The sequence below is a fragment of the Rhodoligotrophos appendicifer genome (genome assembly GCF_007474605.1).
Classification (GTDB): Bacteria; Pseudomonadota; Alphaproteobacteria; order Rhizobiales; family Im1; genus Rhodoligotrophos; species Rhodoligotrophos appendicifer.
This window is the reverse complement of sequence record NZ_VHKL01000002.1, coordinates 551,593-576,343: the sequence shown is the minus strand read 5'-3', so window position 1 is coordinate 576,343 and position 24,751 is coordinate 551,593. Positions and strand designations below refer to the sequence as shown.

The window sequence follows — 24,751 nt, the reverse complement described above, 5'->3', positions numbered from 1 at the left end:
AGCGCCTCTAAGTGCGCTTCTCTATTGTCGGAGATGCAACAGAAGGTGTGGGCTCTTCCTTCAGACCGTTGTTAAGCTTCTCTTCGATGGATTTTAGCAACTGATCATCGGGTTTGCTATCCTTCGCATGTCTCCACTGGAATTTAGCTTCAATCTTTCTCCCTACCTTCCAGTAAGCGTCGCCAAGATGATCATTTATAGCGGCATCGTCAGGTTGAAATTCGATCGCCCGCTCAAGCTCCTCCACCGCACGGGCGTAGTCCCCCTGCTTGAAATAAGCCCATCCCAAGCTGTCGATAATGTAGCCATCGTTCGGCCGTTGCTCTACAGCCTTCTGGATCATGGTGAAGGCCCTATCAATATTCTTATCTTGTTCGATCCACGAGTAGCCAAGATAATTCAGCACAAGAGGTTGGTCAGGCTCCAAGTTCAACGCCGCCAAAAAATCTGCTTCCGCTTGCTGCCACTGCTTGGAGCGCTCATAACAAATTCCTCGGAAGTAAAGAACTGACCAATTTCGTCGTGTGACTTCCTTAACCGTAGACAAGGCGGCAGTATAATATTTGGCTGCGTCCTCAAATTTTGAACCATTTCTAAGAATGTTGCCCAAGGTCACCAGCGCTTCGTAATTTGTAGGCTCACGTTCTATAATTCTTTCGAGCCGAACCCTAGCGTCGTCCGCACGCTCCATTTCATTGAGATCAACGGCAATTCTAATATCTGCATTTGTCCGAAGCGGTGACGAGGCCGGCACCTTCTCATAAGCCTCAATGGCCAGTCTGTATTGCTTCATGCTCTCGAAAATGTCACCGAGTAGAGTTTGTGCAACGGTCAGTCCTGGCTTCAGGCTAAGGGTGAGACGAGAGTATGTCAGCGCCAAATCGATCCCGGATTCATCCGTTAGGGCACTGGCCAGACCAAAAAGTGCCTCGGCTGCTCCGTCTTTTGCATTTCCAATAAAGGGCTTCGTGGTCCCTCGTTCTGAATCTACAAGGGCTTGCTCTATTACGGGATGCCCAGGAGACGCATTTAAAAACCCTTCATAGACTTCTCTGGCCTTAGATGTCTGCCCATGCCTCTCAAGGAAGTTTCCATAAGCCTCCACAACGCGCAGTGAGTTTGACGATTCGTCGAACGCCTTCTGATAAAGGGCGCCCGCCTTAGCATTGCTGCCAGAAATGTCCGAAATGAGAGCTTCATGAAAGGTTTTATAAATTCCGAACGATTCATTTCGATCAAGAATATCAAGCGCCTCAGTAGCTTCCCTTATCTTATTTTCTGAAACGTAACTCCAGGCCGTGAGCAAACCACTGGTAAGCTCTCCTATGGGTGTATAGGAAGACTTCTCGAAATGTGCGCGTGCGGCAGGTTCTCTTCCGTTTCTAAGATCGCTCAATCCCAAGACAATGTGCGCCAAGCGATGCCTGGAGTTTATTTTGATTAGCTGTTCTGCCAGGACTTCGGCCCGAGGAATGTTTCCGACTGAAAGTTCAGCGACAAATGCCCGCTCTAGCAACAACGCATTCTGAGGGTCCTGCTTCAGGGCGTTGGAAAAATACTCCGCTGCGTAGCTTACATCGCGGGTCTGTGATGCAAACTGTCCGGCAAGATAATTGCCTGAGGCTGATTTAGGTTCCTGTGTTTGAACGTCTGCAAAACCTGACGTCGAGGGTAAAATTACCCCCACACTCATGGCCATAGCTAGAAGTAGACACTTCGAATAAAGGATCATGCCAGCTGGGCTCCTGCAACTCTGTATCGACACGGCGCTGAACTCCCGCACAGTGAGGCAGCCGCCACGCCGGTGCTGGCGACCACCATCGGCTTGATCACGGCCACGCCTCTACTCAGAATTATATATAATTGCGGCGCAAATGAAATTGCCAACGCGGGCTGCGGTTCATTAGTCACATATTGGGATAGTTAGGTCCTCCGCCCCCCTCCGGCGTCGTCCAATTGATGTTCTGAGGTGGGTCCTTGATATCACAAGTCTTGCAGTGAACGCAGTTCTGCGCGTTGATTTGAAACTTAGGATTCTCGCCCGCCTCGTCCAAAATGATCTCATACACCCCGGCGGGACAATATCTTTGAGCCGGCTCATCGTATTTAGGCAACGTGTACTTTACCGGTATTGATGGATCTTTCAGCTGTAGATGGCAAGGTTGGTCTTCCTCATGATTGGTCGCCGAAAACGATAGATCCGTAAGTCTGTCGAAGGAAAGAACGCCATCTGGTTTAGGATAGGTTATTTCGTGGGCTCGAGCTGCCGGATGTAATGAAGCATGATCCGGTTTCCCATGTTTCATGGTTCCAAATAAAGAGGCTCCGAACAACTCGTTCGTCCACATGTCGAAGGCTCCTAACGCGAGACCACCAACCAAGCCATACTTGGACCACATCGGTTTCACGTTCCGCACTTGCATGAGATCTTTATATACCCAGGAATTTCTATATCGATTTTCATACTCGATTAGCTCGTCCCCCTCCTGCCCCCTGCTAATCGCCTCGAAAGCGCTCTCTGCTGCCATCATTCCCGTTTTCATGGCATTATGGCTGCCTTTGATGCGCGGTACATTGACGAACCCAGCGGAACATCCAATCAGCACCCCCCCTGGAAAGGTGAGCTTCGGCACAGACTGCGCTCCGCCCTCTGTGATAGCCCGCGCTCCGTAAGCGATGCGTCGCCCTCCTTCAAGCACGCTCCGAATCAGCGGATGGTGCTTAAATCGCTGGAATTCTCCAAATGGAAAAAGATAAGGGTTCGTGTAGTTGAGGTGCACCACGAACCCAAGTGAGACTACGTTGCCCTCGAGGTGGTACATAAAGCTCCCGCCTCCGGTTTTGGTGCCGAGAGGCCATCCCATTGTATGGGTGACCTGCCCTTGTTTATGAACGTCGGGGCGAACCTCCCACAACTCCTTCATTCCAAGGCCGAATTTTTGAGGCTCTCTGCCCTGCGAGAGCCCAAACCTTTCGATCAGAATTTTTGCGAGAGATCCTCTGACGCCCTCAGCAATGAAAACATATTTGCCGTGAAGCTCCATACCCGGTTGAAAATCGCTCTTCGGTCTTCCGCTTTTGTCGATCCCCATAACACCTGCGACTACTCCTTTTACCGACCCATCTGGTCGGTAAATGAGATCCGAACAGGCAAATCCAGGGTAAATCTCTACGCCCAAAGCCTCGGCCTCAGACGCGAGCCATCGGCAAAGGTTCCCGAGAGACGCGGCATAATTTCCATGGTTGTTCATCAACTTCGGCATGGCCACATTGGGAAGGCGCAAACTGCCGGCAGGCCCTAAAAGGTAAAAGCGATCCTCAACCACGGGGACCGTCAAAGGTGCATTTCGGCTCTTCCAATCCGGTATGAGCTCAGTGAGGGCAATAGGATCGATCACCGCGCCCGATAGGATATGAGCCCCAACTTCCGACCCCTTTTCGAGAACGCAAACGGAGATTTCACTTTGCGCCTCCACAGCCAGTTGTTTCAACCTTATGGCGGCACTGAGACCGGCGGGGCCTGCACCGACGATGACAACGTCATACTCCATACAGTCTCTCTCAACGCCGACTTCCACTCCGCTCAAAGTGCCTCTCCTCTTCTTAGTCTCTGTTGGCTTTGCGGCCGAAGCCACGAACCCTTCTCAACCATCAGGGTCTTATAGTAGTGTCCCGTCCCTTGGAAAGCACTGTTGCAGGCAAAAAGTTGAACAGCACGGATGAGGGCAAAACAGGGTTGAGGCTTCTGAAATGGTACTCAGACATAGGTGTCGATGAACTCATTGGAACCAGCCCCATCGACCGTCTGGAGCTCTTTTCTCCCTCAACGGAGGCTTCCTTCCCTGTCAAAGACTCGTCTCAACAAATGCTGAACGAGACGTCCGACGCTATCCGTGCACAGGCAACGGGCTCTTCGAAAACTCTGAACACGGAAGCATCATTTCGGGATCCGACTTTGAGCGTTGGCGAAAGGAAAAACGTTCGTCCAACAACAATACCCTTATTGGCGACGCCACCGCCTGAAGATGTGGTTCAAGACGCACATAAGATCGCGAGCAGCTGCAACTCGCTGGAGGATGTCAGGGATGCACTTAACGGCTTCCATGGATGTCCGCTAAGACGGACTGCCACAAATCTCGTCTTGTGTGACGGAGATCCTCGGGCAGACCTAATGATAATCGGTGAAGCCCCGGGCCGGGATGAAGACGTTCTGGGGAAGCCCTTTGTCGGGCGCTCAGGTCGCCTGCTTGATCATATGCTTTCGGCTATCGGCCTTTCTCGCGCATCGACCGACAGCAAGTATTCTGTGTTCATATCCAATTGCATTTTTTGGCGACCGCCCGGCAACCGAAAACCAACGGAAGCGGAAACCCTGATGTGCCTACCGTTTCTAGGGCGCATGATAGAAATCATAGATCCAAAATTTTTGCTTTTCGCTGGTTCCACGGCAACGGCTCGGCTTTTGAATACAACGCAGGGAATTATGCGACTCCACGGAAACTGGCAAATTTACACCAGCCCTTGCGGTAAATCATACAGGGCGTTGCCAACACTGCATCCCGCATATTTATTGAGGCAACCTGACCACAAAAGACTGGCGTGGCGTGATCTAATGCAACTTAAAAACACTATCTCCACAGAAAGGTTATAGATGTCCTTAGGTAGAGATTTTCATCCACTTAGGATAGCCGTTCTGACTGTATCCGACAGCCGTTCGATGTTGACGGATAAATCTGGTTCCCTTTTGGTGGAGCGTATCCAGTCTTCGGGCCACATCCTGGCCGATCGAGCATTAGTGCTTGATGAGGTCGAAGATATTCAAAAGCAGGTCAAGAACTGGATTTCAACGTCGGCCCTCGACGTCATCATTACGACTGGCGGGACCGGCTTAACAGGTCGCGATATAACACCAGACGCTTTGAAGCCAATATTCGAAAAAATAATAGAGGGGTTTTCGATAGTTTTTCATATGATTTCCTACAGGAACATTGGCACCTCAACAATACAGTCCCGAGCCATGGCGGGAACCGCAGGAGGTAAGTTAATTTTTTGTCTCCCCGGTTCTCCTGGTGCTTGCAAGGACGCATGGGATGAGATCCTTGCTGCCCAATTGGACTATCGCCATGCACCCTGCAATTTCGCAGAGATTTTGCCTCGCCTCAGCGAGCACAAACGGCAGTAGACATTTTCCACTCACTTTGTTCTTGTTACGTTCTGCTCAATGAGGTACCAAAGCCGTAAGACTGGCTAGGAGCGATCCAAAGGGCGGAGGCTTTTTTGAGGTCAAAATATCGCGGCCGCGGCGTGCACTCCAATACCTCTGGGAGGTTCGAACGCTTATGTACCGCTCCTCTTTCTGACCAACAGGACTTCTTAGAGAACGAGGGTCCACTTCGAACAAAAGTCGTCCTTGAAGCTGCGCGGACTATTATTACCAGAAATAAAAGTCCGGACCTTTCATTTGACAGATCTATAAATCCTTATCAGGGTTGTGAACATGGCTGCTCCTACTGCTACGCAAGGCCCACTCATGCCTATTGGGGACTGTCCCCGGGAGCCGATTTCGAATCCCAGATTTTCGCGAAGACAAATGCGGCTGAGCTGCTGCGGCTGGAGCTGTCGAAACCAAGTTATATTCCAAAGGCGATTGTCCTCGGCGCAAATACCGACCCCTATCAGCCCATAGAAAGGCAATACCGCATCACGCGAGAAATTCTCCGGGTTCTTCTAGAGTTTAATCATCCAATAGGACTCATTACCAAATCGGCCTCTATTTTGCGCGATCTCGACATTTTGAAAGATTTGGCCAGCAGACAACTGGTTAAGGTCGCAGTATCTGTGACCAGTTTGAATTCGGCACTAGCCAGGAGCATGGAACCTAGAGCCTCGACACCGAAGAAGAGGCTCGAGGCTCTCAAAACGTTGAGCAGCGAAGGCATTCCCACAACAGTGATGGTGGCTCCGATTATTCCAGCAATCAATGACAAAGAAATCGAGAACATTTTGGCTGCAGCATCCTTGGCTGGGGTGTCTCAAGCCGGCTACGTGTTGCTGCGGTTGCCAAGAGAGGTGCTCCAGGTTTTTCGAGAGTGGCTCGATCGAGAGATGCCTAATAAAGCACAACATGTCATGTCGCTGATTAGATCGACGAGAGATGGCAAAGATTATGAGGCTGCCTGGGGGAAGCGCATGAAGGGCTCTGGCCCCTACTCTCAGATGATTAAGCAGCTCTTTGAGGCATCCTGCCGCCGCCATGGCCTGAACCGCGGTTCCTTGGAGCTGGAGACCAAATTGTTCTCTCGGCAGGTGATGGAAGGCCAGCAGATGTCACTGATCTAAATCTCGTTTTTTATTTCCTTGTTGAAATCGTTGAAAAGAGCTGTTTAACGCTTCCCCCTACGCTCAACGCTTCAAGGTTAATGGGATGTTGGACTTCCGCTACGAGAGTGAGGCGCACAAAGATGGGGTCCGCCTTATAGCGGGGGTTGACGAAGCTGGTCGCGGTCCCTGGGCAGGTCCTGTGGTAGCCGCAGCTGTGATTCTGGATCAGAGCCGAATTCCAGCGGGGATCAACGATTCAAAAAAATTGAGCTCCGGACAGCGCGAGGCACTTTACGAGAAAATTGTTGCGACCTCGACTTGGTCAGTCGGTGTTGTGGATGTTCATGAGATCGAGCGGATAAACTTACATTTTGCGACACTGTTAGCCATGCAGCAGGCTTGTATGGCCCTGAATGTCCGCCCTGATCTGGTGCTAATAGACGGAAAATTCTGTCCTGATCTCCCCTGTAGAAGCACAGCAATCATCGGCGGTGACGCCATTTCTCCCTCCATTGCCGCAGCGTCCATTATAGCAAAGGTCACACGCGATCGCCTAATGGGGGAAATTGCCCTTGAGTACCCGGACTACGGATTTGAGAAGCATAAGGGGTATGGCACTCCTGATCATCAGAAGGCGTTGATCCGCTTCGGCATCACCCCCCATCATCGCCGGAATTTCGCGCCGGTCCAGCTCGTGCTGACAAAGTTCTAGCTCCACGAAATTTACCAACGATTAATGCTAAACTAACAAGAACAACGCTGTAAATTTCAGGATTAGTATATCTTAACTTTAATTTTACGAGAATAAACAAATCTGCCCTTTGAATGTTATGTGAGGGCAGAGAATGGGTGTCGATCATTTTTCGGGAGTCAAGGATAAATTAAACAATATTTTAATTGGAGATTGCCTTCAAGAATTGACGAAGATCCCGTCGAAGTCTGTCGACGCCGTTTTTGCCGATCCACCCTATAATCTTCAGCTCCGCGGAGAGCTTCTTCGCCCCAATAATTCTAGGGTAGACGGAGTTGAATCCGACTGGGACCACTTTGCCAGCTTTGCTCAGTATGATGACTTCTCCCGCAGATGGCTGCAAGAATGCCGCAGAATAATGCGGGACTCGGCTACTTTATGGGTCATTGGAAGCTACCATAATATCTTTCGCCTAGGCACTGCTCTCCAGGATATGGGTTTTTGGCTCCTGAATGATGTCGTCTGGAGAAAGACCAATCCGATGCCGAACTTTCGTGGAAAGCGTTTTACCAATGCACACGAAACCCTGATTTGGGCGGCTAAGAGTGCCGACCAGAAGCGCTACACATTCAACTATGAGGCTATGAAGGCCTTGAACGATGACATCCAGATGCGATCCGATTGGCTCCTCCCGATCTGTACCGGAGGGGAGCGCTTGAGGAACAAAGATGGGCACAAAGTGCACCCCACTCAAAAGCCCGAATCCTTGCTTCATCGGGTGATTTTGGCCTCGACCCATCCGGGCGACACGATTCTGGATCCATTTTTTGGCACTGGCACAACCGGCGTTGTCGCGAAGAGGCTCGGCAGGAACTTCATAGGCATCGAACGTGATCCTGCGTATGCTAAAGCGGCGTCAGACCGGATCTCGCTGACGACGCCCATGGAGGGTGATGCAATAAAGGTCACAACTGGAAAGCGAGCCGAACCCCGAATTCCCTTTGGTGCAGTTGTGGAGCGCGGCCTCATAGCTCCAGGAACAACGCTTTATGATCCCGCGCGTCGACACGCCGCCAAAGTTAGAGCAGACGGAACGTTGATCTCCAAGGATGCCACCGGATCTATCCACAAGATTGGTGCACATGTTCAGGGAATCGTAGCCTGCAACGGGTGGACTTTCTGGCATATGATCGCAGAGAAAAATCTGGTTCCCATAGACATTATGCGCCAAAAATTGCGGGCTGAATTGGCCGCGTAAGCCGTCCTCTAAGGCCACAATGCCTTGTCTAAGATTTTGCGCATCAAAGTTGGAAGGGCTTCTAGATGGATCTCCGATCGTGAAACCCATCTATAATCATCGCCCGAAATCGGCTCCGTTTCTATAATCGTCAACTGCCAGAGCTGAAGGCGCAAATGAAAGTGGGTAAAAGTATGCTCCACCGATGTGTTTCCAGAAACCCAGGAGCCGGTTAAAGGTGCAAACTTTTTCGGATTGTCCTGCCGAAGGGTTGACCATGGTGTTGAAGGGACCTCCATCATCCCTCCAAGCAAACCCTTCTCGGCTCTGCGCCGCAGTAAGACGTGGCTATCCTCTGTTACAACCAAGAAGGCAACGCCCTCCCTCACGGGCTTGGTCGATTTTGCTCTCTTCAGCGGTAGCGTTGCAGCAATGTTAAGTGCCCGCCCTTTACAGGCGTGTGCCAAAGGACAAATTAAGCAGGTTGGCCTCCGCGGGGAACAAATCGTAGAGCCGAGATCCATCAGCGCCTGAGCGAAATCCCCCGGGCGCTCGCTGGGGACGAGGCGTTCCGTTAACGCTTTCAAATATGACTTTGATTCGGGCAAAGGCACTTGGACGGCGAACAATCGCGAAACGACCCTTTCCACATTTCCATCGACTGCAGCCTCCGGTTGATTGAAGGCGATTGCCGCGATTGCACCGGCCGTGTATTCTCCTATCCCGGGCAAAGACTGAAGTTGCCCCTTTGTTTGTGGGAATACCGCACCAAAGCGGCTGACAACCTCTTGCGCACATTTGTGAAGATTTCTGGCTCGCGCGTAGTAACCAAGGCCCGCCCACTCCCGCAGAACCTCGTCCAACGGCGCAGAGGCGAGACTGGAGACCGTTGGCCAACGATCAATGAAGCGGGAGAAGAAGCCCTTTACAACCGTTACCGTTGTTTGCTGCAACATGACTTCGCTTAGCCACACCGCATAAGGATCGGGCACGCTTCCGGGAGAGTAGCGCCACGGCAAATCACGCTTGTGAAAATCGTACCAGCGCAACAAAACAGAGCTGAGCGGTCCATCGGTAGCCGGTATCGGCTTGTCCGTCTGGACTGCGAGAAGATTGTTTCTGGCCACTTCGCTCTCTGAAACCTATAATGAACGGTGAGTCTTTAGGCCTTGGGTTCACACAATGATTACCCCGCTTGAAAAACATGTGCATGCCCTGACCGAAAGGGTGTTTGGAAGACATCACAACATCTTGGGAACCCTACTGTCACGGTGGCCAGAGGTCGTTGGCGGGGAGTATTCTGCGATCACCCGGCCGTTCAAGATAAGCCTTCTTCACAACAAGGCCAACGGTGAAGAAAAATTAGCCAAGCTCGTTCTTATGGTTAAGCCCGCAAAAATGCTCTTTGTGCAACATGCCTCGTCCGAGATTGTTGAACGGATAAATGTTTTTCATGGCTATTCCATCATAAAAAGCCTCAGGCTCACACCCGACGCATCAAATGAGATTTTAAATGCCAAGAATAAGGCCCCTCTTCGTCCTACCCCAGAGGTAGAGAGATTGGCATTCGAAATCGTGAAGCCGGTTTCTAATCTCCCCCTTCAGGCCGCACTTTTGCGACTTGGAATGAATGTTATCGTGGCGCATCAAGCCAAATGACGACGGCCTTAAGCATGAGTCTCCATAGCTCAGGCTGTGATGGCTTTGTGAAGGAACCACTAATGGAACACAATATAGGTGATTCATGAATTTTACTCGTCGAGCCGCCATGAGAGCGCTGTCCGCTTTTTCTTTCTTCATGGCTTCGGAGTTATTCTTTCCGATTAATCCGTTGAGAGCTGATGTCGAGACCGAAGCTCTATTGGAGCCGGGCGCGCTAGGTGACATTATCATTGGCTCTGATGATGCACCGGTAACGATTGTAGAATATGCGTCGTTGACCTGCCCTCATTGCGCAGATTTTACTGCGACTACATTTCCAGAGCTTAAGACAAAATATATAGATACCGGAAAAGTTCGCTTTATATTTAGAGAGTTTCCCTTTGATGACCTTGCTCTGGCTGCTGCAATGATTTCTCGCTGTATGCCCAGGGATAAATTTTTTCCTATGATCGAGATCCTGTTTGATCAACAGAAAGTCTGGTCCCAGAACAACCCTCGGGAAGAACTCTTCAATATCGCTAAATTATCAGGAATGACGCAAGCCCAGTTTGATGAATGCCTAAAGCGAGAAGATATTGCCAAAGCAATCATTGCTTCTCGCTCCAAGGCAGCGGAACAGTTTGGCGTTGACTCAACTCCGACTTTTTTTATCAACGGCAAGGTTCTTAAGGGGAGCCAGCCTCTGTCTGAGTTTGACAAATTGATCGAAGCGGCCCAATCCGAGTGAGGGGCCGTTACTTTGATCCCGCCCGCAAACGCCGGAATGAAATTCACGCGACTGCGGCTGGCCGGCTTTAAATCCTTCGTAGAGCCTACTGAACTTATTATTGACACCGGCCTTACGGGGATAGTGGGGCCTAACGGCTGTGGAAAATCCAATCTTCTGGAAGCTCTTCGTTGGGTGATGGGAGAGAACTCGCATAAAACAATGCGAGCTTCGGCAATGGATGACGTCATCTTTTCCGGAACTGCTAACAGACCCTCCCGAAACATCGCTGATGTCGCCCTCCACGTCTCCATTCCTCATAACGGGCAGCATTCAGATTTCGCGAGCGACGAATCTATCGAGATCTCTCGCCGGCTTGAGCGCGATGTTGGATCGTTTTACCGAATCAACGGGCGCGACGTTAGAGCGCGCGATATCCATCTCCTCTTTGCGGATGCCTCAACAGGTGCGCGTTCGCCGGCGCTCGTCAGACAAGGACAGATCAGCGAGCTCATCGGAGCAAAACCCGCAGCGCGTCGTAGGATTCTGGAAGAGGCCGCAGGTGTCACGGGCCTGCATGCCCGGCGACATGAGGCGGAGCTTAAACTTGGAGGAGCGGAATCTAACCTGTCTCGCCTTGAAGACATCCTCGCTCAACAGCACACTCAGCTTGCAAGCTTAAAGAAACAAAGTCGTCAAGCACAGAGATACAAAGATCTTTCCGCAGAGATCAGGAAATTGGAAGCAGGACTGCTTTATCGCGCGTGGCTAGAGACCCAAGAATCGGTTCGTCGTGAGGAAACCATTCTTTGCAATATAATGGCCCAACTTTCTGACGCAACTCTGAACAAGTCAACCGCGGAGCTTGCATATGATGAGTCCACCGCGGCGCTTCAAATGTTACGGAGCGGGGTCGCGGCCAAAAAAACGGGTGCCATGCGATTACGGGTGCAGATAGCAGAACTTGCAGGAAAAGAACAGCAACTAAATAATCAAAATCAAGATCTAAATACTCAGATCAGACAGATTTTGCTTGATTTTGAGCGGGAACAACAAATTTTATCTGACGGTCATCAAATTTTAATTCGCCTTAATGGTGACGAGGAGAATTTATCCGATCTTTCCTCATCAGACGAGAAAATGATGGGAGCTGCTACCGCTGCCTTCACGGAAGCCAGCGAACTTCTATCCAAACTTCAGGATGACTCTGATCATTCATATGCAGTTTACACGCGGTGTATCTCCAACAGAAGTGCTGCCGAAAATTCTCTTTTGGAGCTTCAGTCTCGACTAAGCCTACTCGAAAGCGAATACAATGATGCACTGACGAAACTTCAACTTCTTTCTGGTCCGAGCGAGCAAGAGCAACAACTTCAATCTTTGATGAAATCTGCTTCACAGCTAGCAAAAGAAGCCGAATCTCATGAGCGCATTATCGCTGAGATCGAGGAGGAGAGCCTTCTCGCCAACCACGAAGAGGCGGTCGTACGTGACAAGCAGGAGCAGGCACGGCGCCGGGCTGATACGCTGTTGGCTGAGGCACGCACGTTAGGAAAGATTTTGGCGGTCCCGAACAGAGAGCTTTGGCCCCCGATCCTCGACAAACTTGATGTGGACCCCGGATATGAGAGAGCCCTTGCAGCAGCGTTGGGCGATTCACTTGATGCCACGAGTGACGAAGCGGCACCCGTTCATTGGGCCCGACTTCCCCCCTTGGGTGTTATGCCCCCCCTTCCGGCCAATGCGGTGCCAATGGCCGCCCATGTTAGAGCGACGGAGTCTTTGCAAAGAAGTCTGGGAGCCATAGGTATTGTGCAGCCCGGAGACGGACCTGTTTTACAAAGATCTCTTCGTCCTGGTCAGTGTCTGGTATCGCAGAATGGTGATCTTTGGCGCTGGGACGGCTTCACAGTGACGTCTGGAGCAAACTCGGCCGCTGCAATTCGTCTTGCTGAGCGAAATCGACTGAGCGAACTCAATCAGCAAGCCAAGGACGCTGAGCGGGCTGCGATAGAGATGCGTGCCGCGTTCGGAAGAGTGAGAGCTCATTTGGATGAATTGCGCGCTCATGAGCACAATCAACGAGATAAACTGCGTAGCGTCCACGAGAAGCGCGAGTCAATTTGGTCTCAAATCGTTGCACTTGAGCGGAGAGCTGTCGAACGCAGAACTAAGCAGGATGCCCTTGCACAGGCTGTCGCAAGGCTTGATGCTGAGCTATCACATGTGATCTCGTCGGTTAACACCACCTCTCTGCAACTTGAATCGATGGAGCCGCTTGACACTCTCAGGGACGAAGTCTCTCGAACGCGACTGGCACTAACACATCAGCGCGATGTTCATGCAAAGGCGCGCACCTATCTTGAAAGTCTTGAAAACGAAATCCGGTTTCGGCGAGATCGTCTGAATGCAGTTCGGCGCGATCAAATGGAGTGGCATGAGCGTACGCGCAGAGCTGTCAGCCAAATCGAAAACCTCCAAATGCGCTTGGCAAACGCTCGAACCAAGCTTGCCGACTTGGCCACACTGCCCTCCCTCATTGAGACTCAGCGAATCGGGGCAGAGAACGCCCTGATTGATGCTGATAATGAATGTCTGCGAACCGAAAACGAGCTTGCGGAAGTCGAAAGGAGTTTTACTGAAGCCGAACGACAACTCAGGCTTTTTACAGAGGCGTTATCCGGGATCCGCGAGCAACAGGCCCGTCAAACAGAACACTTGTCAGGACTTCACCTAAGGCTGGCGGAGTGCAGGGACCGGATCATGGCTTCTCTAGGGACCGATCCGGCTGGCGCGTTACGGGCAGCGAACATGCCGACTTTGCTTGAGCTCCCAATTCAAAAACTAGCGAAAGACATCGGCAAACTCAAAGATGCCCGGGATCAACTTGGCGCTGTCAACCTGAGGGCGGCTGAGGAGAGTGAACGTGTTGGAGCAGAAATTCAGAGCCTGACGGCAGAACGAGAAGATATTATTGCCGCAATACAGAAACTAAGACTGGCGATTAGCTCACTTAATGCTGAGGCGAGGCAACGCCTTCTGAATTCTTTCTCCGCCGTCAAAACTAATTTCAGCTACCTTTTCCAGCGCTTATTTGAGGGCGGCAATGCCGAGCTAAAGCTCACAGAATCTGAGGATCCGCTTGAAGCGGGGTTGGAAATTGTTGCCCATCCGCCCGGAAAACGACCTCAGCTGCTTTCGCTACTTTCAGGTGGTGAGCAGGCGCTGACTGCAATATCGTTAATCTTCGCGGTGTTCTTGACAAGCCCCACGCCAATTTGTGTTCTCGATGAGGTTGACGCATCCCTGGATGACGCGAACGTTGGCCGTTTTTGCACTTTGCTAGACGTGATGTTGAGCCGCGTAGATACCCGATTCCTGGTCGTCACTCACCACCCCGTCACCATGTCGCGCATGCATCGGCTGTATGGAGTGACCATGATCGAGCGTGGGGTTAGTCAACTTGTGTCGGTGAACCTTGAAACCTCTCCAGCGCTTCGCCAGGCGGGATAAGCTCATTGCGTATGGACCAATTCCACGCTCGAAGGATCCGATACGCGTCCACCACCGGCGGTCGAATGACGCATCTTCTGTCGATCACAGCGAAAATTGAGAACGCCCATAAGTTTCAATGAGTTGCCTTTCCTACCCGTGAGCTTGACAGCTTTTACCCTCATCTCTATCTTGCGCGCGACTTTACGGCGGCTCGGTGGTCGCCTCCATAGTCGCGAGGGCTATTAGTTTGAGCGACAACGGTGGGGCTCAACGATCTGAAAAGACCGACGATTTCAATAGGCGTCTGCTTCGCGCGAAGGCGTCGATTGAGCAAGTCGAACGCAAACGTCCTGCGAAGGGGGCCGCATATAGCTTCGGCATGCGTGTTGCTACCGAGTTGGGCGTTGCAATTTTGGTAGGTTTCGTATTTGGGTGGTTTCTTGACGCTTGGCTGGACACAAGGCCCTGGTTTCTGTTGCTATTTTTACCGTTAGGCGCAGCAGCGGGAATTATGAATGTGTTGCGTGCAGCTCGTGTAGAGGCAACGCGGCAGCAAGCCGATTTGCTTCGCGATAGCGTTGATCTAGAGAAGTAAGGCGACGGCCGGAATTCTTGGCCAGCAGCGAATATGGGGACTGAACCGGTGGCAGTAGAAGACAATGCAACGGCGGGATTGGAGCACGCCGTTACCGATCCGACAGCCTCAGCTGGCCTCCATATCGATCCTATGCACCAGTTCGAGGTTAAGTCGCTGATCGATATTACTATCGGCAGCTTCGACCTGCACTTTACCAATGCAAGTTTATGGATGGTAATTGCCATTGCTGCAGCGAGCCTACTTATGCTTGCACCAGCCGCGCGATTGATTCCAGGTCGTATGCAGTCGATTGCAGAAATTGCTTACGAATTTGTAGCGAATATGATGCGCGACACCATTGGTGAAGGTGGGCGACCATATTTTCCTTTTGTGTTCACTTTGTTTATTTTTATCTTGATCAGCAATATGTTGGGAATGATTCCTTATTCCTTTACAGTGACAAGCCATCTCATTGTAACTTTTGCTCTTGCCCTCATGGTTTTTGTGGCTGCAACTCTGGTTGGATTTGCCAAGCACGGAGTCGGCTATCTCAAAATCTTTGTTCCTTCCGGAGTTCCGACAGTTCTTCTTCCCCTGTTGGTTGTCATCGAGGTGATCTCTTACTTCACTAGACCCATCAGCCTTTCCGTTCGACTTTTTGCCAACATGCTTGCGGGCCACACGATGTTGAAAGTTTTTGGCGCTTTCGTGGTCGGCATGGGTGTATTGGCTGGTTGGGTTCCACTTGTCGTAATGGTAGGCATTACGGGGCTCGAAGTGTTGGTGGCCTTTCTTCAGGCTTACGTCTTCGCGGTTCTTACCTGTATCTACCTGAACGATGCCATAAACATGCATCACTGATTAATATCTTAGGAGTTCTTCGAAATGGACGCGGAAGCAGCAAAGTTTATCGGTGCGGGCCTAGCTTCAATAGCACTCGTAGGGGCTGGCCTTGGGATTGGAATGATCTTTGGAAGCTACTTGCAGGGAGCTCTTCGTAATCCAGCCGCAGCACCTGGTCAATTTGCCAACCTTCTTCTGGGCTTTGCGCTTGCCGAGGCGACAGGATTGTTTGGTCTAGTGGTTGCACTGATCATTTTGTTCGTATTCTGATCAACCGCCCTTGGATGAGGTGCGCCGCGACGAACAGATCCTAAGAGTAATGAGGTGAGGCAGGGCGATGCCGCAGTTTGATTTCAACACGTTTCCACCGCAAATCGCCTGGTTGGTGATCACATTCATAATTCTTTATCTGGTGATGTCGCGGTTTGCGCTTCCCAAGGTTGGAGGTGTCATCGAGCAAAGGACCAGTCGAATAGCCGGAGATCTCGACGAGGCGTCCCGCCTTCAGCAGGAGGCAACACGGTCTGCGGAATTATATGCAACTGCGTTGGCGGAAGCACGCGCTCGAGCCCACATCATTCACGTGGAAATGCGCAGCCAGATCTCGGCTGAGCTCGAAAAGGAGCGGCATGGAGTGGAGGTGGAGCTTGATACAAAACTGGCCTCTGCAGAAGCCAGAATCTCGGCCACGCGGCTGAGCGCATTGTCGGATATCACTGAGATCGCGGCCGACAGTGCACGCGAAATAATCCTCGCGTTAACAGGGGACCAAACCGACCCCCTGCTGCTCCGAGGAACGGTCGAGAATCTCAAGGGGGTATAGACATGTTAAGTACCCCGGAATTCTGGGTTTTAATCTCCTTCATCCTGTTTTTGGCCCTGTTGGGTTATATGGGCGTTCATAACAAGGCTATCGCTGCACTTGATTCCCGCTCCTCGCGGATAAGGCAGGACCTTGCGGAAGCCCAGCGCCTGCGCGAGGAAGCACAGCTTATGCTCGCAAGCGCTCAACAACGCCAGCGCGAAGCTGAGCAGGAGGCTACCGAGATTATAGCCCTTGCCAGAGAGGACGCTCGCGCCCTTGCTGGAGAGACAAGACGAAAGCTTGCTGAGCTCCTCGACAGGCGCAGAAAACTCGCTGATTTGAAGATCCAACAGGCAGAAGAGCAGGCAGTTAAGGATGTACGTGCGGTTGCTGCCGATTTAGCGATCTCCGCGGCGGCCAAAATCATGGCGGAAACCATGCGTGGCCCCAACGGCTCCAAATTGGTTGAAGACAGCATTGCAGCTCTAAACAACAGAATTCAGTAGGTTCTGGTAACCGCCTGAGCGGACAGTCTCCCTCATGAGCTTTCGTAACGCATGAGGGGACGATTACCCCTCATGCTTTACTCAGCAGCGTCAAGATGATCGGCATTGCCCGTCCAGCGCAAAATGGGTTGTCGAGCTGCTCTGGTTTCGTCTAGCCGACCGACTGGTGTAAAACGCGGTGCCCCGATGAATCGTTCGCGATCGCCGGATGTCGCTGCATTGACGAGCTTCCGCATCGTCGCAACGAATTGATCAAGGGCCTCTCGCGATTCTGACTCGGTCGGTTCGATTAACATGGCTCCATGGACCACAAGCGGAAAATAGACGGTCATAGGGTGGAAACCCTCGTCAATCATCGCCTTCGCAAAATCCAATGTGCTCACCCCGGTCCCCTTTAGGAAGGTGTCGTCAAAGAGCACCTCATGCATGGACCTCAATTGGCTAAACGGAAGGCTCATGACATCCTCTAGGCCAGCGCGAACATAATTGGCGTTCAACACTGCATCTCTGGATGCCTGTTGGATACCGTCTGCACCATGACTGAGCATATAGCTGAGAGCACGAACAAACATGCCCATTTGTCCGTGAAAGGCCGTCATTCGTCCGAATGGGCAGGCTTCGACACTTGCTTCGCCTTCATGTTCTACCAGCTGGTATTGGCCGTCGGCATACACAACGTAAGGCAGGGGCGCGAATGGAGTTAAAGCCTCCGACAACACCACCGGTCCTGCACCAGGTCCGCCTCCTCCATGCGGAGTGGAGAAGGTCTTGTGCAAGTTGATGTGCATAGCATCAATACCAAGATCGCCGGGACGGACCAAACCGGCAATTGCATTGAAATTGGCGCCGTCGCAGTAGAAGAACGCACCGGCGTTATGGACCGCGTCCGATATGCCGACGATGTCCCGTTCGAACAGCCCGCAAGTGTTTGGATTTGTCAGCATGATGGCTGCGACATCACTTGATAGTTGGCGTTCAACGTCATCCGGATCGACAGTACCGTCGCTGCGCACGGCTATAGTGCGCGTCGTATAGCCGAGGTAGGCCGCCGTAGCCGGATTGGTGCCGTGCGCAGATTCAGGCACCAAAACAATCTTTCGATCCTCCCCGCGTGCATCTAACGCAGCCCGTATGGCCATCATCCCACACATCTCGCCATGGGCTCCCGCTTTTGGGGACATTGCCACCGTTGGCATTCCGGTGAGCGTCCTGAGCCAATGCGCAAGCACATGAATGACCTCGAGTGCTCCCTGGACAGTACTCAAAGGTTGCAGCGGATGGACATCCCCAAAGCCTGAAAGCCGCGCCAGTTTTTCATTCAGCCTTGGGTTGTGCTTCATGGTGCATGAACCAAGCGGATAGAGGCCGAGATCGATGGCAAAATTCCGCCGCGAGAGCCTAACATAATGGCGCATCGCTTCTGGTTCGGATAACCCCGCAAGCCCCAACGGCCGAGTTCTTTTGAAGCCTCCCAACCGGTCTTCCAGACTCGCAGGAAAATCAATGTCTACCCCGGAAGTGTTCGTACGACCAACTTCAAAGAGTAAGGGTTCATTGATTTCCAGTCCCTCGTTACCAGTAAAACTTTTTGAAGGGTCTTTTTTTAACAATCCAAAAGGAGTTGTTGTGCGTCCGTTACGGTTCATGTCAGTATCTCACTCAGGCGGTCTCGGTAAGTCTCTCGATCGTCGTCACTGTTTACCTCGGTAGCAGCAACGATAATCAAGTTACTGAGGTCAGGATGGTCAGGGAGCAATCTTGATACCGGCACCCCGCCAAGAACACCTTTTGAGGCTAATTTTTCGATTACATCAACACTGGGCTGAGGCGTACGGATTGTGAATTCATTGAAGAAGCGTTCGTTGAGAACTTCAACCCCATCCACCTCGCTGAGAACATCCGCTAATGCACAGGCATTGTGATGGTTAATGGCAGCCAGAGAGGTAAGACCTCGTTCACCCAAGAGTGAAAGGTGAATAGTAAATGCCAAACAACACAGTCCCGAATTCGTGCAAATGTTGCTTGTCGCCTTCTCGCGACGGATATGTTGCTCCCTCGAAGACAGGGTCAACACAAAGCCCCGTCTCCCGTCTGCATCAGCCGTTTGACCACAAATTCGTCCCGGCATTTGCCGGAGGTACTTCTCACGGGTTGCGAAGAGGCCCAAATAGGGGCCACCGAAATTAAGGCCGACACCAAGAGACTGGCCCTCAGCGACGACTATGTCCGCCCCAGAATCGCCCGGCGATTTAATTGCTCCCAGTGAAATAATTTCTGTCACCACTGCGATGAGGAGAGCACCATTTCTGTGGGCAGCTTCAGCAATAGGTCCGAGATCGATAAGCTCACCGAAAACGTTGGGGTTCTGCACCACGATGCACGCTGTGGTCTCATCAATGCGCCCACTGCAAACATCTCCATCATTCGTGCTCGGGGACAAAGTCACACATTCCGAGCCTCCGAACTTGGCCAGATTTTGAACAACTTTACAATAATGGGGATGAAGCCCCCCCGATAATATCGATTTCTTGCGTTTAGTGATACGTTCCGCCATAAGAACGGCTTCGCCACATCCAGTCGACCCGTCATACATAGATGCATTCGCCACATCCATGCCTGTGATTAGCGATACCTGGGTCTGAAACTCGAAGAGATATTGTAACGTCCCCTGTGATATCTCCGGCTGATACGGGGTGTAAGAGGTCAAAAACTCCGAGCGCTGAATAAGATGGTCAACCGTGGCAGGCACGTGATGTTTGTATGCACCCGCTCCCACGAAAAACGGCACATCACTTGCCGGCACATTTTTGGCGGCCATCTTTGACAGAAGACGTTCTACCTCCTGCTCTGTCTTTCGCTTCGGGAGCTCAACTGTCCCAAGCAAACGTGCTTGGGGTGGAACATCGACAAACAGATCATCAATGGAGTTGACGCCGATAGCAGCCAGCATCGCCTTACGGTCTTCGTCAGTGTGAGGAAGATAACGCATCAGTGATCTTCCTTAGTAAATTCCTCATACTCCTGCCTCGTCAAAAGATCGGCGAGCTCTGCCAGGTTTGATACGCTCATTTTAAGAAACCATCCCTCTCCCTCGGGATCACTATTCACCAATGATGGCTCGCCCTCGAGCTTCGCGTTGACTTCAATGACTTCCCCGGACACCGGCGAAAAAATATCGCTGGCAGCCTTGACCGACTCAACAACCGCGACTTCTCCACCTCGTTGGAAGGTCTGTCCCAACGTCGGAAGTTCGACGAAGACCACATCGCCCAATTGTTCCTGAGCGAATTGCGTGATCCCCACAGTTGCCACTTGCCCCTCCAACCGGATCCATTCATGGTCCTTAGTGAATTTCAGTGCATCCATACAAAAAGCCTTCCTTGCATGATCAATCCTTCACATACCGATGACGTATGAACGGCAATTGAACTATCTCCGCCGGAAGGGATCTTTCTCTGACCATGAGATTCACAGTAGATCCCTTTGCCGTGAAGTTCGCATCCACATAACCCAGGGCGATTGGACAGTTGGCTGAGGGCCCGAAGCCTCCTGATGTAACCTTGCCTACGAAATTCCCATCGGCGCTGGTGATCAATTCGCCCCGTCGAGCAGGTGTTCGGCCCTCGAGGCGCAGTCCAACCAGCCGTCTTTTCGGCCCGACTCTTAGCTCTTCGGCAATCCGCCCATACCCAAGAAATCCCCCCTGCTCTCTGCGCCTTCTGCTCACTGACCAAGAAAGCCCAGCCTCTATAGGACTTGTTGTTTCGTCTAGGTCCTGTCCATAGAGGCAAAGTCCGGCCTCCATCCTGAGCGAATCGCGGGCTCCAAGGCCCGCTGGCTTTACAGCAGGGTCGGCGAGAAGAGCTTCAGCAAAAGAGGTGGCGAGGCACGAGGGCAATGAGATCTCAAAGCCGTCCTCACCGGTATACCCTGACCGGCTCACAAACACTTCTTTGTCGCCAAGAACTGCCGTGGCAGATGTCATAAACCGTAGCGTTTCAACGATGGGCAGAACCCTGCGAAGGACATGGAACGCCGCAGGGCCTTGCAGTGCCAGAAGAGCTCGATCGTCTAGTCTCTCGATGTGAGCACGCCCCGCCAACCTTTCTTGTATGTGGACAAGGTCATCCTGCTTCCGCGAGGCGTTCAAGACGAGAAACAACCGTTCTCCAGACTCGAAGGTCGGCATGAGAGTGACTAAAAGATCATCAATGATGCCGCCCTGCTCATTCGTTAACTGTGTGTAACGAATCTGGCCCGTCGAAAGCCCTTTGATGTCTCCGGGAACCAGAGTTTCAAGAGCCTCAGCCACTCTTGAAGGTGCCGTTAGCCAGATCTGGCCCATGTGCGACACATCAAAAAGACTTGCACTCTCTCGCGTCCATAGGTGCTCAGCGAGTATGCCAGCGGTGTATTGGACTGGGAGCATGTATCCAGCGAAGGAAACCATGCGGCCATTCAGGCGCTCATGAAGGTCAAATAGAGGAGTGCGTATCGCGGCTTGAGTGTCTGTCATATCTCTCACGAAACAATTGGCCCATCAGCTTCGGACACTGTCCGAACCGACCCCATCTGTCTCGATACCTGAGAGATTCGTTAGCTTAACATGCCTATTGGCACATAAAGCTCGACTTACCCCATCGGTGAGCGGCCCAAAAAGCCGCTGCTTTCCAGATTTGCATTAGCCTCAACGGTCCTGTTGCCTGAGAGTTTCCGGGGCGGTTTCTCCTTCGGCGCCGATCGAACGGTCTCTCCCGCTGAGGCAGGCATGTGACTTATGGTCGACATCGTTAGATGCCGCACCAACAGCTAAACTAGCTTTTGAAGCGGTCATGTCAAGCCGTTACGAGTCTGCCAGCCTGCGAGAAATGATCATTCCTTCGTCAAGATTACAGCGCAGATGACATACGTCGCCAGGAAACCTTGACATTCCCCCCCTCCCCTCTCCTATATCAGTTCAACGTTTTGGCCCGAAGCAGGTGCTTAATGCTCACCACTGAAAAACGACCATTGACCATTCTAATGGGCGCTCCGCGTGGATTTTGCGCTGGTGTGGTTCGGGCTATCGAAATTGTTGAGCTTGCGCTGGAGAGATATGGCGCGCCCGTGTATGTTCGCCACGAGATTGTCCATAATCGCTATGTGGTTGAGGATCTTGAACGGAAGGGCGCAATCTTCGTGGAAGAGCTAGATGAACTTCCTGAAGGAGACCGCCCCGTTATCTTCTCGGCGCATGGGGTACCTAAATCTGTACCCGAGGCGGCACAAGACCGAAATTTGTTTTTCCTGGATGCAACGTGCCCGCTGGTCTCAAAAGTCCATATGGAGGCCGAACGGCATTTCGAGCGTGGCCTGGAGATCCTTTTAATCGGCCACACCGGCCACCCTGAAGTAATTGGGACGATGGGCCAGTTACCCAAAGGCGCGATCACTTTGGTGGAAACTGTGGAGCAAGCGGAAATCTTTGAGCCTCAGAACCCGGAGAAGCTTGCTTATATCACGCAGACGACCCTCTCCGTAGATGATACCAAGGATGTCATCGCCGTCTTACGGCGTCGCTTTCCACAGATCGTCGGACCTCATAAGGCCGATATTTGTTACGCGACGACAAACCGACAGGAAGTGGTGAAGGAGATGGCGCCACGCTGTGACATGCTGCTTGTAGTGGGCGCACCCAACAGTTCGAACTCTCAACGACTCGTCGAAGTTGCTAAGAAATCTGGTTGTGAGCGCTCTATGCTTGTTCAGCGCGCAGCTGATATCTCGTGGAATATGGTTGAAGGTATTGAAACACTAGGAATTACCGCTGGCGCTTCAGCCCCCGAAATCCTTGTGCAGGAAGTCGTTTCCGCTTTCCGTCAACGTTTCGACGTTCAGGTCGAAGTGATCGAAACCCGGAAAGAATCCGTCTCGTTCAAATTACCGAGAGAATTACGACAAGCAGCAGCTCAATAATTCTCGTAATCCTCCATGCCTCGCCAAAATGTTGAGATCTTTACCGACGGCGCATGCTCGGGTAATCCAGGCCCAGGCGGTTGGGGAGCAATCCTCCGCTATGGGTCGGTGGACCGGGAGATTTCCGGCGGTGCCAGCGAGACGACCAATAACCGCATGGAACTAACCGCGGCTATTGAAGCGCTCGAGGCGTTGAAACGACCCTGCATAGTGGATCTTTATACAGACTCGGTATATGTCCGCGATGGTATCTCCAAATGGATCTTTCGTTGGAGAACCAATGGCTGGAAAACAGCGGCTAACAAGCCTGTGAAAAATATCGAGTTGTGGCAAAGGCTCGCAGCAGCATTAGAGACGCATCAGGTCACATGGCACTGGGTAAGAGGTCATGACGGCCACTTGGAAAACGAGCGAGCAGATTTTCTCGCTCGGCAAGGTCTCGCAAATAATAAATCGAGATCCGACTAACCGTCGATTCCGTGTTGTCTTTCCGGGATTGCGTAACCGGTTCGGCCAGTTATTTACTCAAGGCGGCCAGCACACTATCCGCCCCACTGACCTCTGCTTCGCTCGGTTTGCTCTCTAAAAAAAAGTTCTTAACCACACCGTTTTGCACAATCATGGCGTAACGCCGAGATCGTGTTCCCATACCGAAACCAGACCCATCAAGTTCAAGGCCCAACTTCCGGGTGAAATCTGCGTTTCCGTCCGCAAGGAACGTGACTCTATCTTGCGCACCCGTGGACTTCCCCCAAGCGTCCAAGACAAAAGCGTCATTTACGGAAATGCAAACAATGTCATCAACACCCATTTTCCGGATTTTATCCGCCTCGCGAATAAATCCCGGCAAATGTTTGAGATGACAAGTTGGGGTAAATGCTCCTGGGACCGCAAATAATACGACTTTCTTCCCAGAGAATATTTCCTCAGTGGAGTAATTCTTTACTCCCTCTTCCGTGACTTTGGTAAACTGAGAAACTGGAAGAGCCTCTCCAACTGCAATCATTTCATCCCTCGATAACGGATTTTCGTCGCCAGCAAATTACGGCAAATACACTTGGTTAGCGATGGCCTTATCGCCTTGCACCATGGTTATGGTCAACTCATTCTCCGTAGCTGCATGTCCCTTTTGACCATGGAGGGGCAACAAGAAGGTCGTGGTCCGACTGTCCACCTTACCTAGAACAGGAGCTCCAAAACTCTGCGCCCCTTCTCCCTCAACAAAAATGTCAACTGGCGTGGCCGGATCAGAAATGTTCGCTGACACTTCTAGAAAGTCCTTTTCGCCTTTGACAACGAAAGCCGTTGAATTGAGGGTGAGACCTTCTACTTTTTCTTTAGGCACCCGGTCCAGAAAGTGATCGAGGTCTTTCCGATGCTGCTTAGACACCGCACCAGGCTCCAAACTAGCCGAGGCCTCTATTTGAACGGGTACACACACATTGCGGCAAACTGCGTAGAAGAGTGACAAGGACAGGCTAATGGACTCTTTACTATCCCTGGGGCGAATTTTAATTGGGAATATGACTTCGTCTTCATACCCTATGATTGTTTCGCCATAGCTGACAAATCGCTTTGGTGCCGGCCACTGCACCTCTGCAGAAGCGAGGTTTTGTGATCCTGTCCAATCGAAACTGGGTGGGACGCCGGCATCCCCAGGAAACTTCCAATAAGTCTTCCATCCAGGGCCGAGCCTTATTCTAACACCAGCTAATATCTCACCTGCCTCCTGGCCCGCAATCATGAGTTCCACTTTGCTGTGCTCAGTGTCCGCAATCGACCTTGAAGTCTGTGCGCGAGCATCCCCGCAGAAAGCCAACAGGGCCAGCGCAAGGACCGCAGGAACGAATAAATTGTTTGGTGTCAGCAGTCGCAATTCTAAAATCTTTCAATTCCTAATCATAATCCCGCCAGTGGCGTAGACCAGCGAGATGCATGCAACATCAAGTCACG

General features: G+C 51.7%; 24 protein-coding genes and 1 riboswitch. Of the genes, 15 read left to right on the top strand and 9 right to left on the bottom strand.

From position 1 onward, the window contains the following. Positions 1–7 precede the first annotated feature (7 nt). Both FKM97_RS06785 and FKM97_RS06780 read right to left on the bottom strand, forming a co-directional pair. A complete protein-coding gene (locus tag FKM97_RS06785; protein ID WP_144291608.1) occupies positions 8–1,732 on the bottom strand; it encodes a tetratricopeptide repeat protein in 1,725 nt (574 codons plus the stop codon). A 175-nt stretch (positions 1,733–1,907) separates the two neighbouring features. Further along, a complete protein-coding gene (locus tag FKM97_RS06780) occupies positions 1,908–3,551 on the bottom strand; it encodes an electron transfer flavoprotein-ubiquinone oxidoreductase (protein WP_170240791.1) in 1,644 nt (547 codons plus the stop codon). A 314-nt stretch (positions 3,552–3,865) separates the two neighbouring features. On the opposite strand from FKM97_RS06780, the gene FKM97_RS27160 reads away from it, so the two are divergent. The 5 genes from FKM97_RS27160 to FKM97_RS06755 all read left to right on the top strand — a co-directional run bounded on the left by FKM97_RS27160 (position 3,866) and on the right by FKM97_RS06755 (position 8,270). Beyond that, positions 3,866–4,651 (top strand): uracil-DNA glycosylase, encoded by a 786-nt coding sequence (locus FKM97_RS27160; protein WP_428977896.1) that lies wholly within the window; start codon positions 3,866–3,868, stop codon positions 4,649–4,651. Beyond that, the gene (gene moaB / locus FKM97_RS06770) at positions 4,652–5,182 is read left to right on the top strand and encodes a molybdenum cofactor biosynthesis protein B (RefSeq protein ID WP_144291606.1); all 531 of its coding nucleotides are present in this window, start codon (positions 4,652–4,654) and stop codon (positions 5,180–5,182) included. It abuts the gene before it with no gap. 95 nt (positions 5,183–5,277) lie between these two features. Further along, entirely contained in the window at positions 5,278–6,339 is a 1,062-nt protein-coding gene (locus FKM97_RS06765) for a PA0069 family radical SAM protein (protein WP_246104963.1), read from the top strand. Between the two features lie 85 nt (positions 6,340–6,424). Next, complete coding sequence (rnhB, locus tag FKM97_RS06760) at positions 6,425–7,033, top strand: ribonuclease HII (RefSeq protein ID WP_144291604.1); 609 nt, start codon at positions 6,425–6,427, stop codon at positions 7,031–7,033. Between the two features lie 133 nt (positions 7,034–7,166). Further along, positions 7,167–8,270: a site-specific DNA-methyltransferase gene (locus tag FKM97_RS06755; RefSeq protein ID WP_144291603.1), complete on the top strand. Its 1,104-nt coding sequence runs from the start codon at positions 7,167–7,169 to the stop codon at positions 8,268–8,270. Between the two features lie 8 nt (positions 8,271–8,278). On the opposite strand, the gene mutY is transcribed toward FKM97_RS06755, so the two are convergent. Then, positions 8,279–9,376, bottom strand: a complete 1,098-nt coding sequence (gene mutY / locus FKM97_RS06750) for an A/G-specific adenine glycosylase (protein ID WP_246104962.1) — start codon at positions 9,374–9,376, stop codon at positions 8,279–8,281. 55 nt (positions 9,377–9,431) lie between these two features. On the opposite strand from mutY, the gene FKM97_RS06745 reads away from it, so the two are divergent. The 8 genes from FKM97_RS06745 (at position 9,432) to FKM97_RS06710 (ending at position 16,843) form a co-directional block, all read left to right on the top strand. Continuing rightward, positions 9,432–9,908: a DciA family protein gene (locus tag FKM97_RS06745; RefSeq protein ID WP_144291602.1), complete on the top strand. Its 477-nt coding sequence runs from the start codon at positions 9,432–9,434 to the stop codon at positions 9,906–9,908. An 85-nt stretch (positions 9,909–9,993) separates the two neighbouring features. After that, positions 9,994–10,638 (top strand): DsbA family protein, encoded by a 645-nt coding sequence (locus tag FKM97_RS06740; RefSeq protein WP_205014771.1) that lies wholly within the window; start codon positions 9,994–9,996, stop codon positions 10,636–10,638. Between the two features lie 36 nt (positions 10,639–10,674). Beyond that, a complete protein-coding gene (gene smc / locus FKM97_RS06735; protein WP_144291601.1) occupies positions 10,675–14,130 on the top strand; it encodes a chromosome segregation protein SMC in 3,456 nt (1,151 codons plus the stop codon). 229 nt (positions 14,131–14,359) lie between these two features. After that, entirely contained in the window at positions 14,360–14,707 is a 348-nt protein-coding gene (locus FKM97_RS06730) for an AtpZ/AtpI family protein (RefSeq protein WP_144291600.1), read from the top strand. 123 nt (positions 14,708–14,830) lie between these two features. Continuing rightward, positions 14,831–15,550 (top strand): F0F1 ATP synthase subunit A, encoded by a 720-nt coding sequence (locus FKM97_RS06725; protein ID WP_281290080.1) that lies wholly within the window; start codon positions 14,831–14,833, stop codon positions 15,548–15,550. 24 nt (positions 15,551–15,574) lie between these two features. Continuing rightward, complete coding sequence (locus FKM97_RS06720; protein ID WP_144291599.1) at positions 15,575–15,802, top strand: F0F1 ATP synthase subunit C; 228 nt, start codon at positions 15,575–15,577, stop codon at positions 15,800–15,802. 67 nt (positions 15,803–15,869) lie between these two features. Further along, positions 15,870–16,355 carry a F0F1 ATP synthase subunit B family protein gene (locus tag FKM97_RS06715; protein WP_144291598.1) on the top strand — a complete coding sequence of 162 codons (486 nt, stop codon included), beginning with the start codon at positions 15,870–15,872 and terminating at the stop codon, positions 16,353–16,355. A 2-nt stretch (positions 16,356–16,357) separates the two neighbouring features. Then, entirely contained in the window at positions 16,358–16,843 is a 486-nt protein-coding gene (locus FKM97_RS06710; protein ID WP_144291597.1) for a F0F1 ATP synthase subunit B family protein, read from the top strand. A 77-nt stretch (positions 16,844–16,920) separates the two neighbouring features. Here FKM97_RS06710 and gcvPB read toward each other — a convergent pair whose 3' ends face one another. Genes gcvPB through gcvT form a run of 4 tightly spaced genes read right to left on the bottom strand, consistent with a single transcriptional unit; the run spans position 16,921 to position 21,359 of the window. After that, complete coding sequence (gene gcvPB, locus FKM97_RS06705; protein WP_144291596.1) at positions 16,921–18,489, bottom strand: aminomethyl-transferring glycine dehydrogenase subunit GcvPB; 1,569 nt, start codon at positions 18,487–18,489, stop codon at positions 16,921–16,923. Next, on the bottom strand, positions 18,486–19,832 hold the full coding sequence (gene gcvPA, locus FKM97_RS06700; RefSeq protein ID WP_144291595.1) for an aminomethyl-transferring glycine dehydrogenase subunit GcvPA: 1,347 nt from the start codon (positions 19,830–19,832) through the stop codon (positions 18,486–18,488). The genes gcvPB and gcvPA overlap by 4 nt, the downstream gene beginning before the upstream one ends. After that, entirely contained in the window at positions 19,832–20,209 is a 378-nt protein-coding gene (gene gcvH / locus FKM97_RS06695) for a glycine cleavage system protein GcvH (protein ID WP_144291594.1), read from the bottom strand. Before gcvH ends, gcvPA begins: the two co-directional genes overlap by 1 nt. Positions 20,210–20,231: 22 nt before the next feature. Then, on the bottom strand, positions 20,232–21,359 hold the full coding sequence (gene gcvT / locus FKM97_RS06690) for a glycine cleavage system aminomethyltransferase GcvT (protein ID WP_144291593.1): 1,128 nt from the start codon (positions 21,357–21,359) through the stop codon (positions 20,232–20,234). 165 nt (positions 21,360–21,524) lie between these two features. Continuing rightward, positions 21,525–21,610, bottom strand: a riboswitch (glycine riboswitch). A gap of 219 nt (positions 21,611–21,829) precedes the next feature. On the opposite strand from gcvT, the gene ispH reads away from it, so the two are divergent. Beyond that, a complete protein-coding gene (gene ispH / locus FKM97_RS06685; protein WP_144291592.1) occupies positions 21,830–22,798 on the top strand; it encodes a 4-hydroxy-3-methylbut-2-enyl diphosphate reductase in 969 nt (322 codons plus the stop codon). Positions 22,799–22,813: 15 nt separating this feature from the next. Next, positions 22,814–23,266 carry a ribonuclease HI gene (rnhA, locus tag FKM97_RS06680; RefSeq protein WP_144291591.1) on the top strand — a complete coding sequence of 151 codons (453 nt, stop codon included), beginning with the start codon at positions 22,814–22,816 and terminating at the stop codon, positions 23,264–23,266. Positions 23,267–23,315: 49 nt separating this feature from the next. On the opposite strand, the gene FKM97_RS06675 is transcribed toward rnhA, so the two are convergent. Together FKM97_RS06675 and FKM97_RS06670 are read right to left on the bottom strand one after the other, a co-directional pair. Beyond that, positions 23,316–23,804 (bottom strand): peroxiredoxin, encoded by a 489-nt coding sequence (locus tag FKM97_RS06675; protein WP_144291590.1) that lies wholly within the window; start codon positions 23,802–23,804, stop codon positions 23,316–23,318. Between the two features lie 36 nt (positions 23,805–23,840). After that, positions 23,841–24,674: a protein-disulfide reductase DsbD domain-containing protein gene (locus FKM97_RS06670; protein WP_144291589.1), complete on the bottom strand. Its 834-nt coding sequence runs from the start codon at positions 24,672–24,674 to the stop codon at positions 23,841–23,843. Positions 24,675–24,751: the final 77 nt, after the last annotated feature.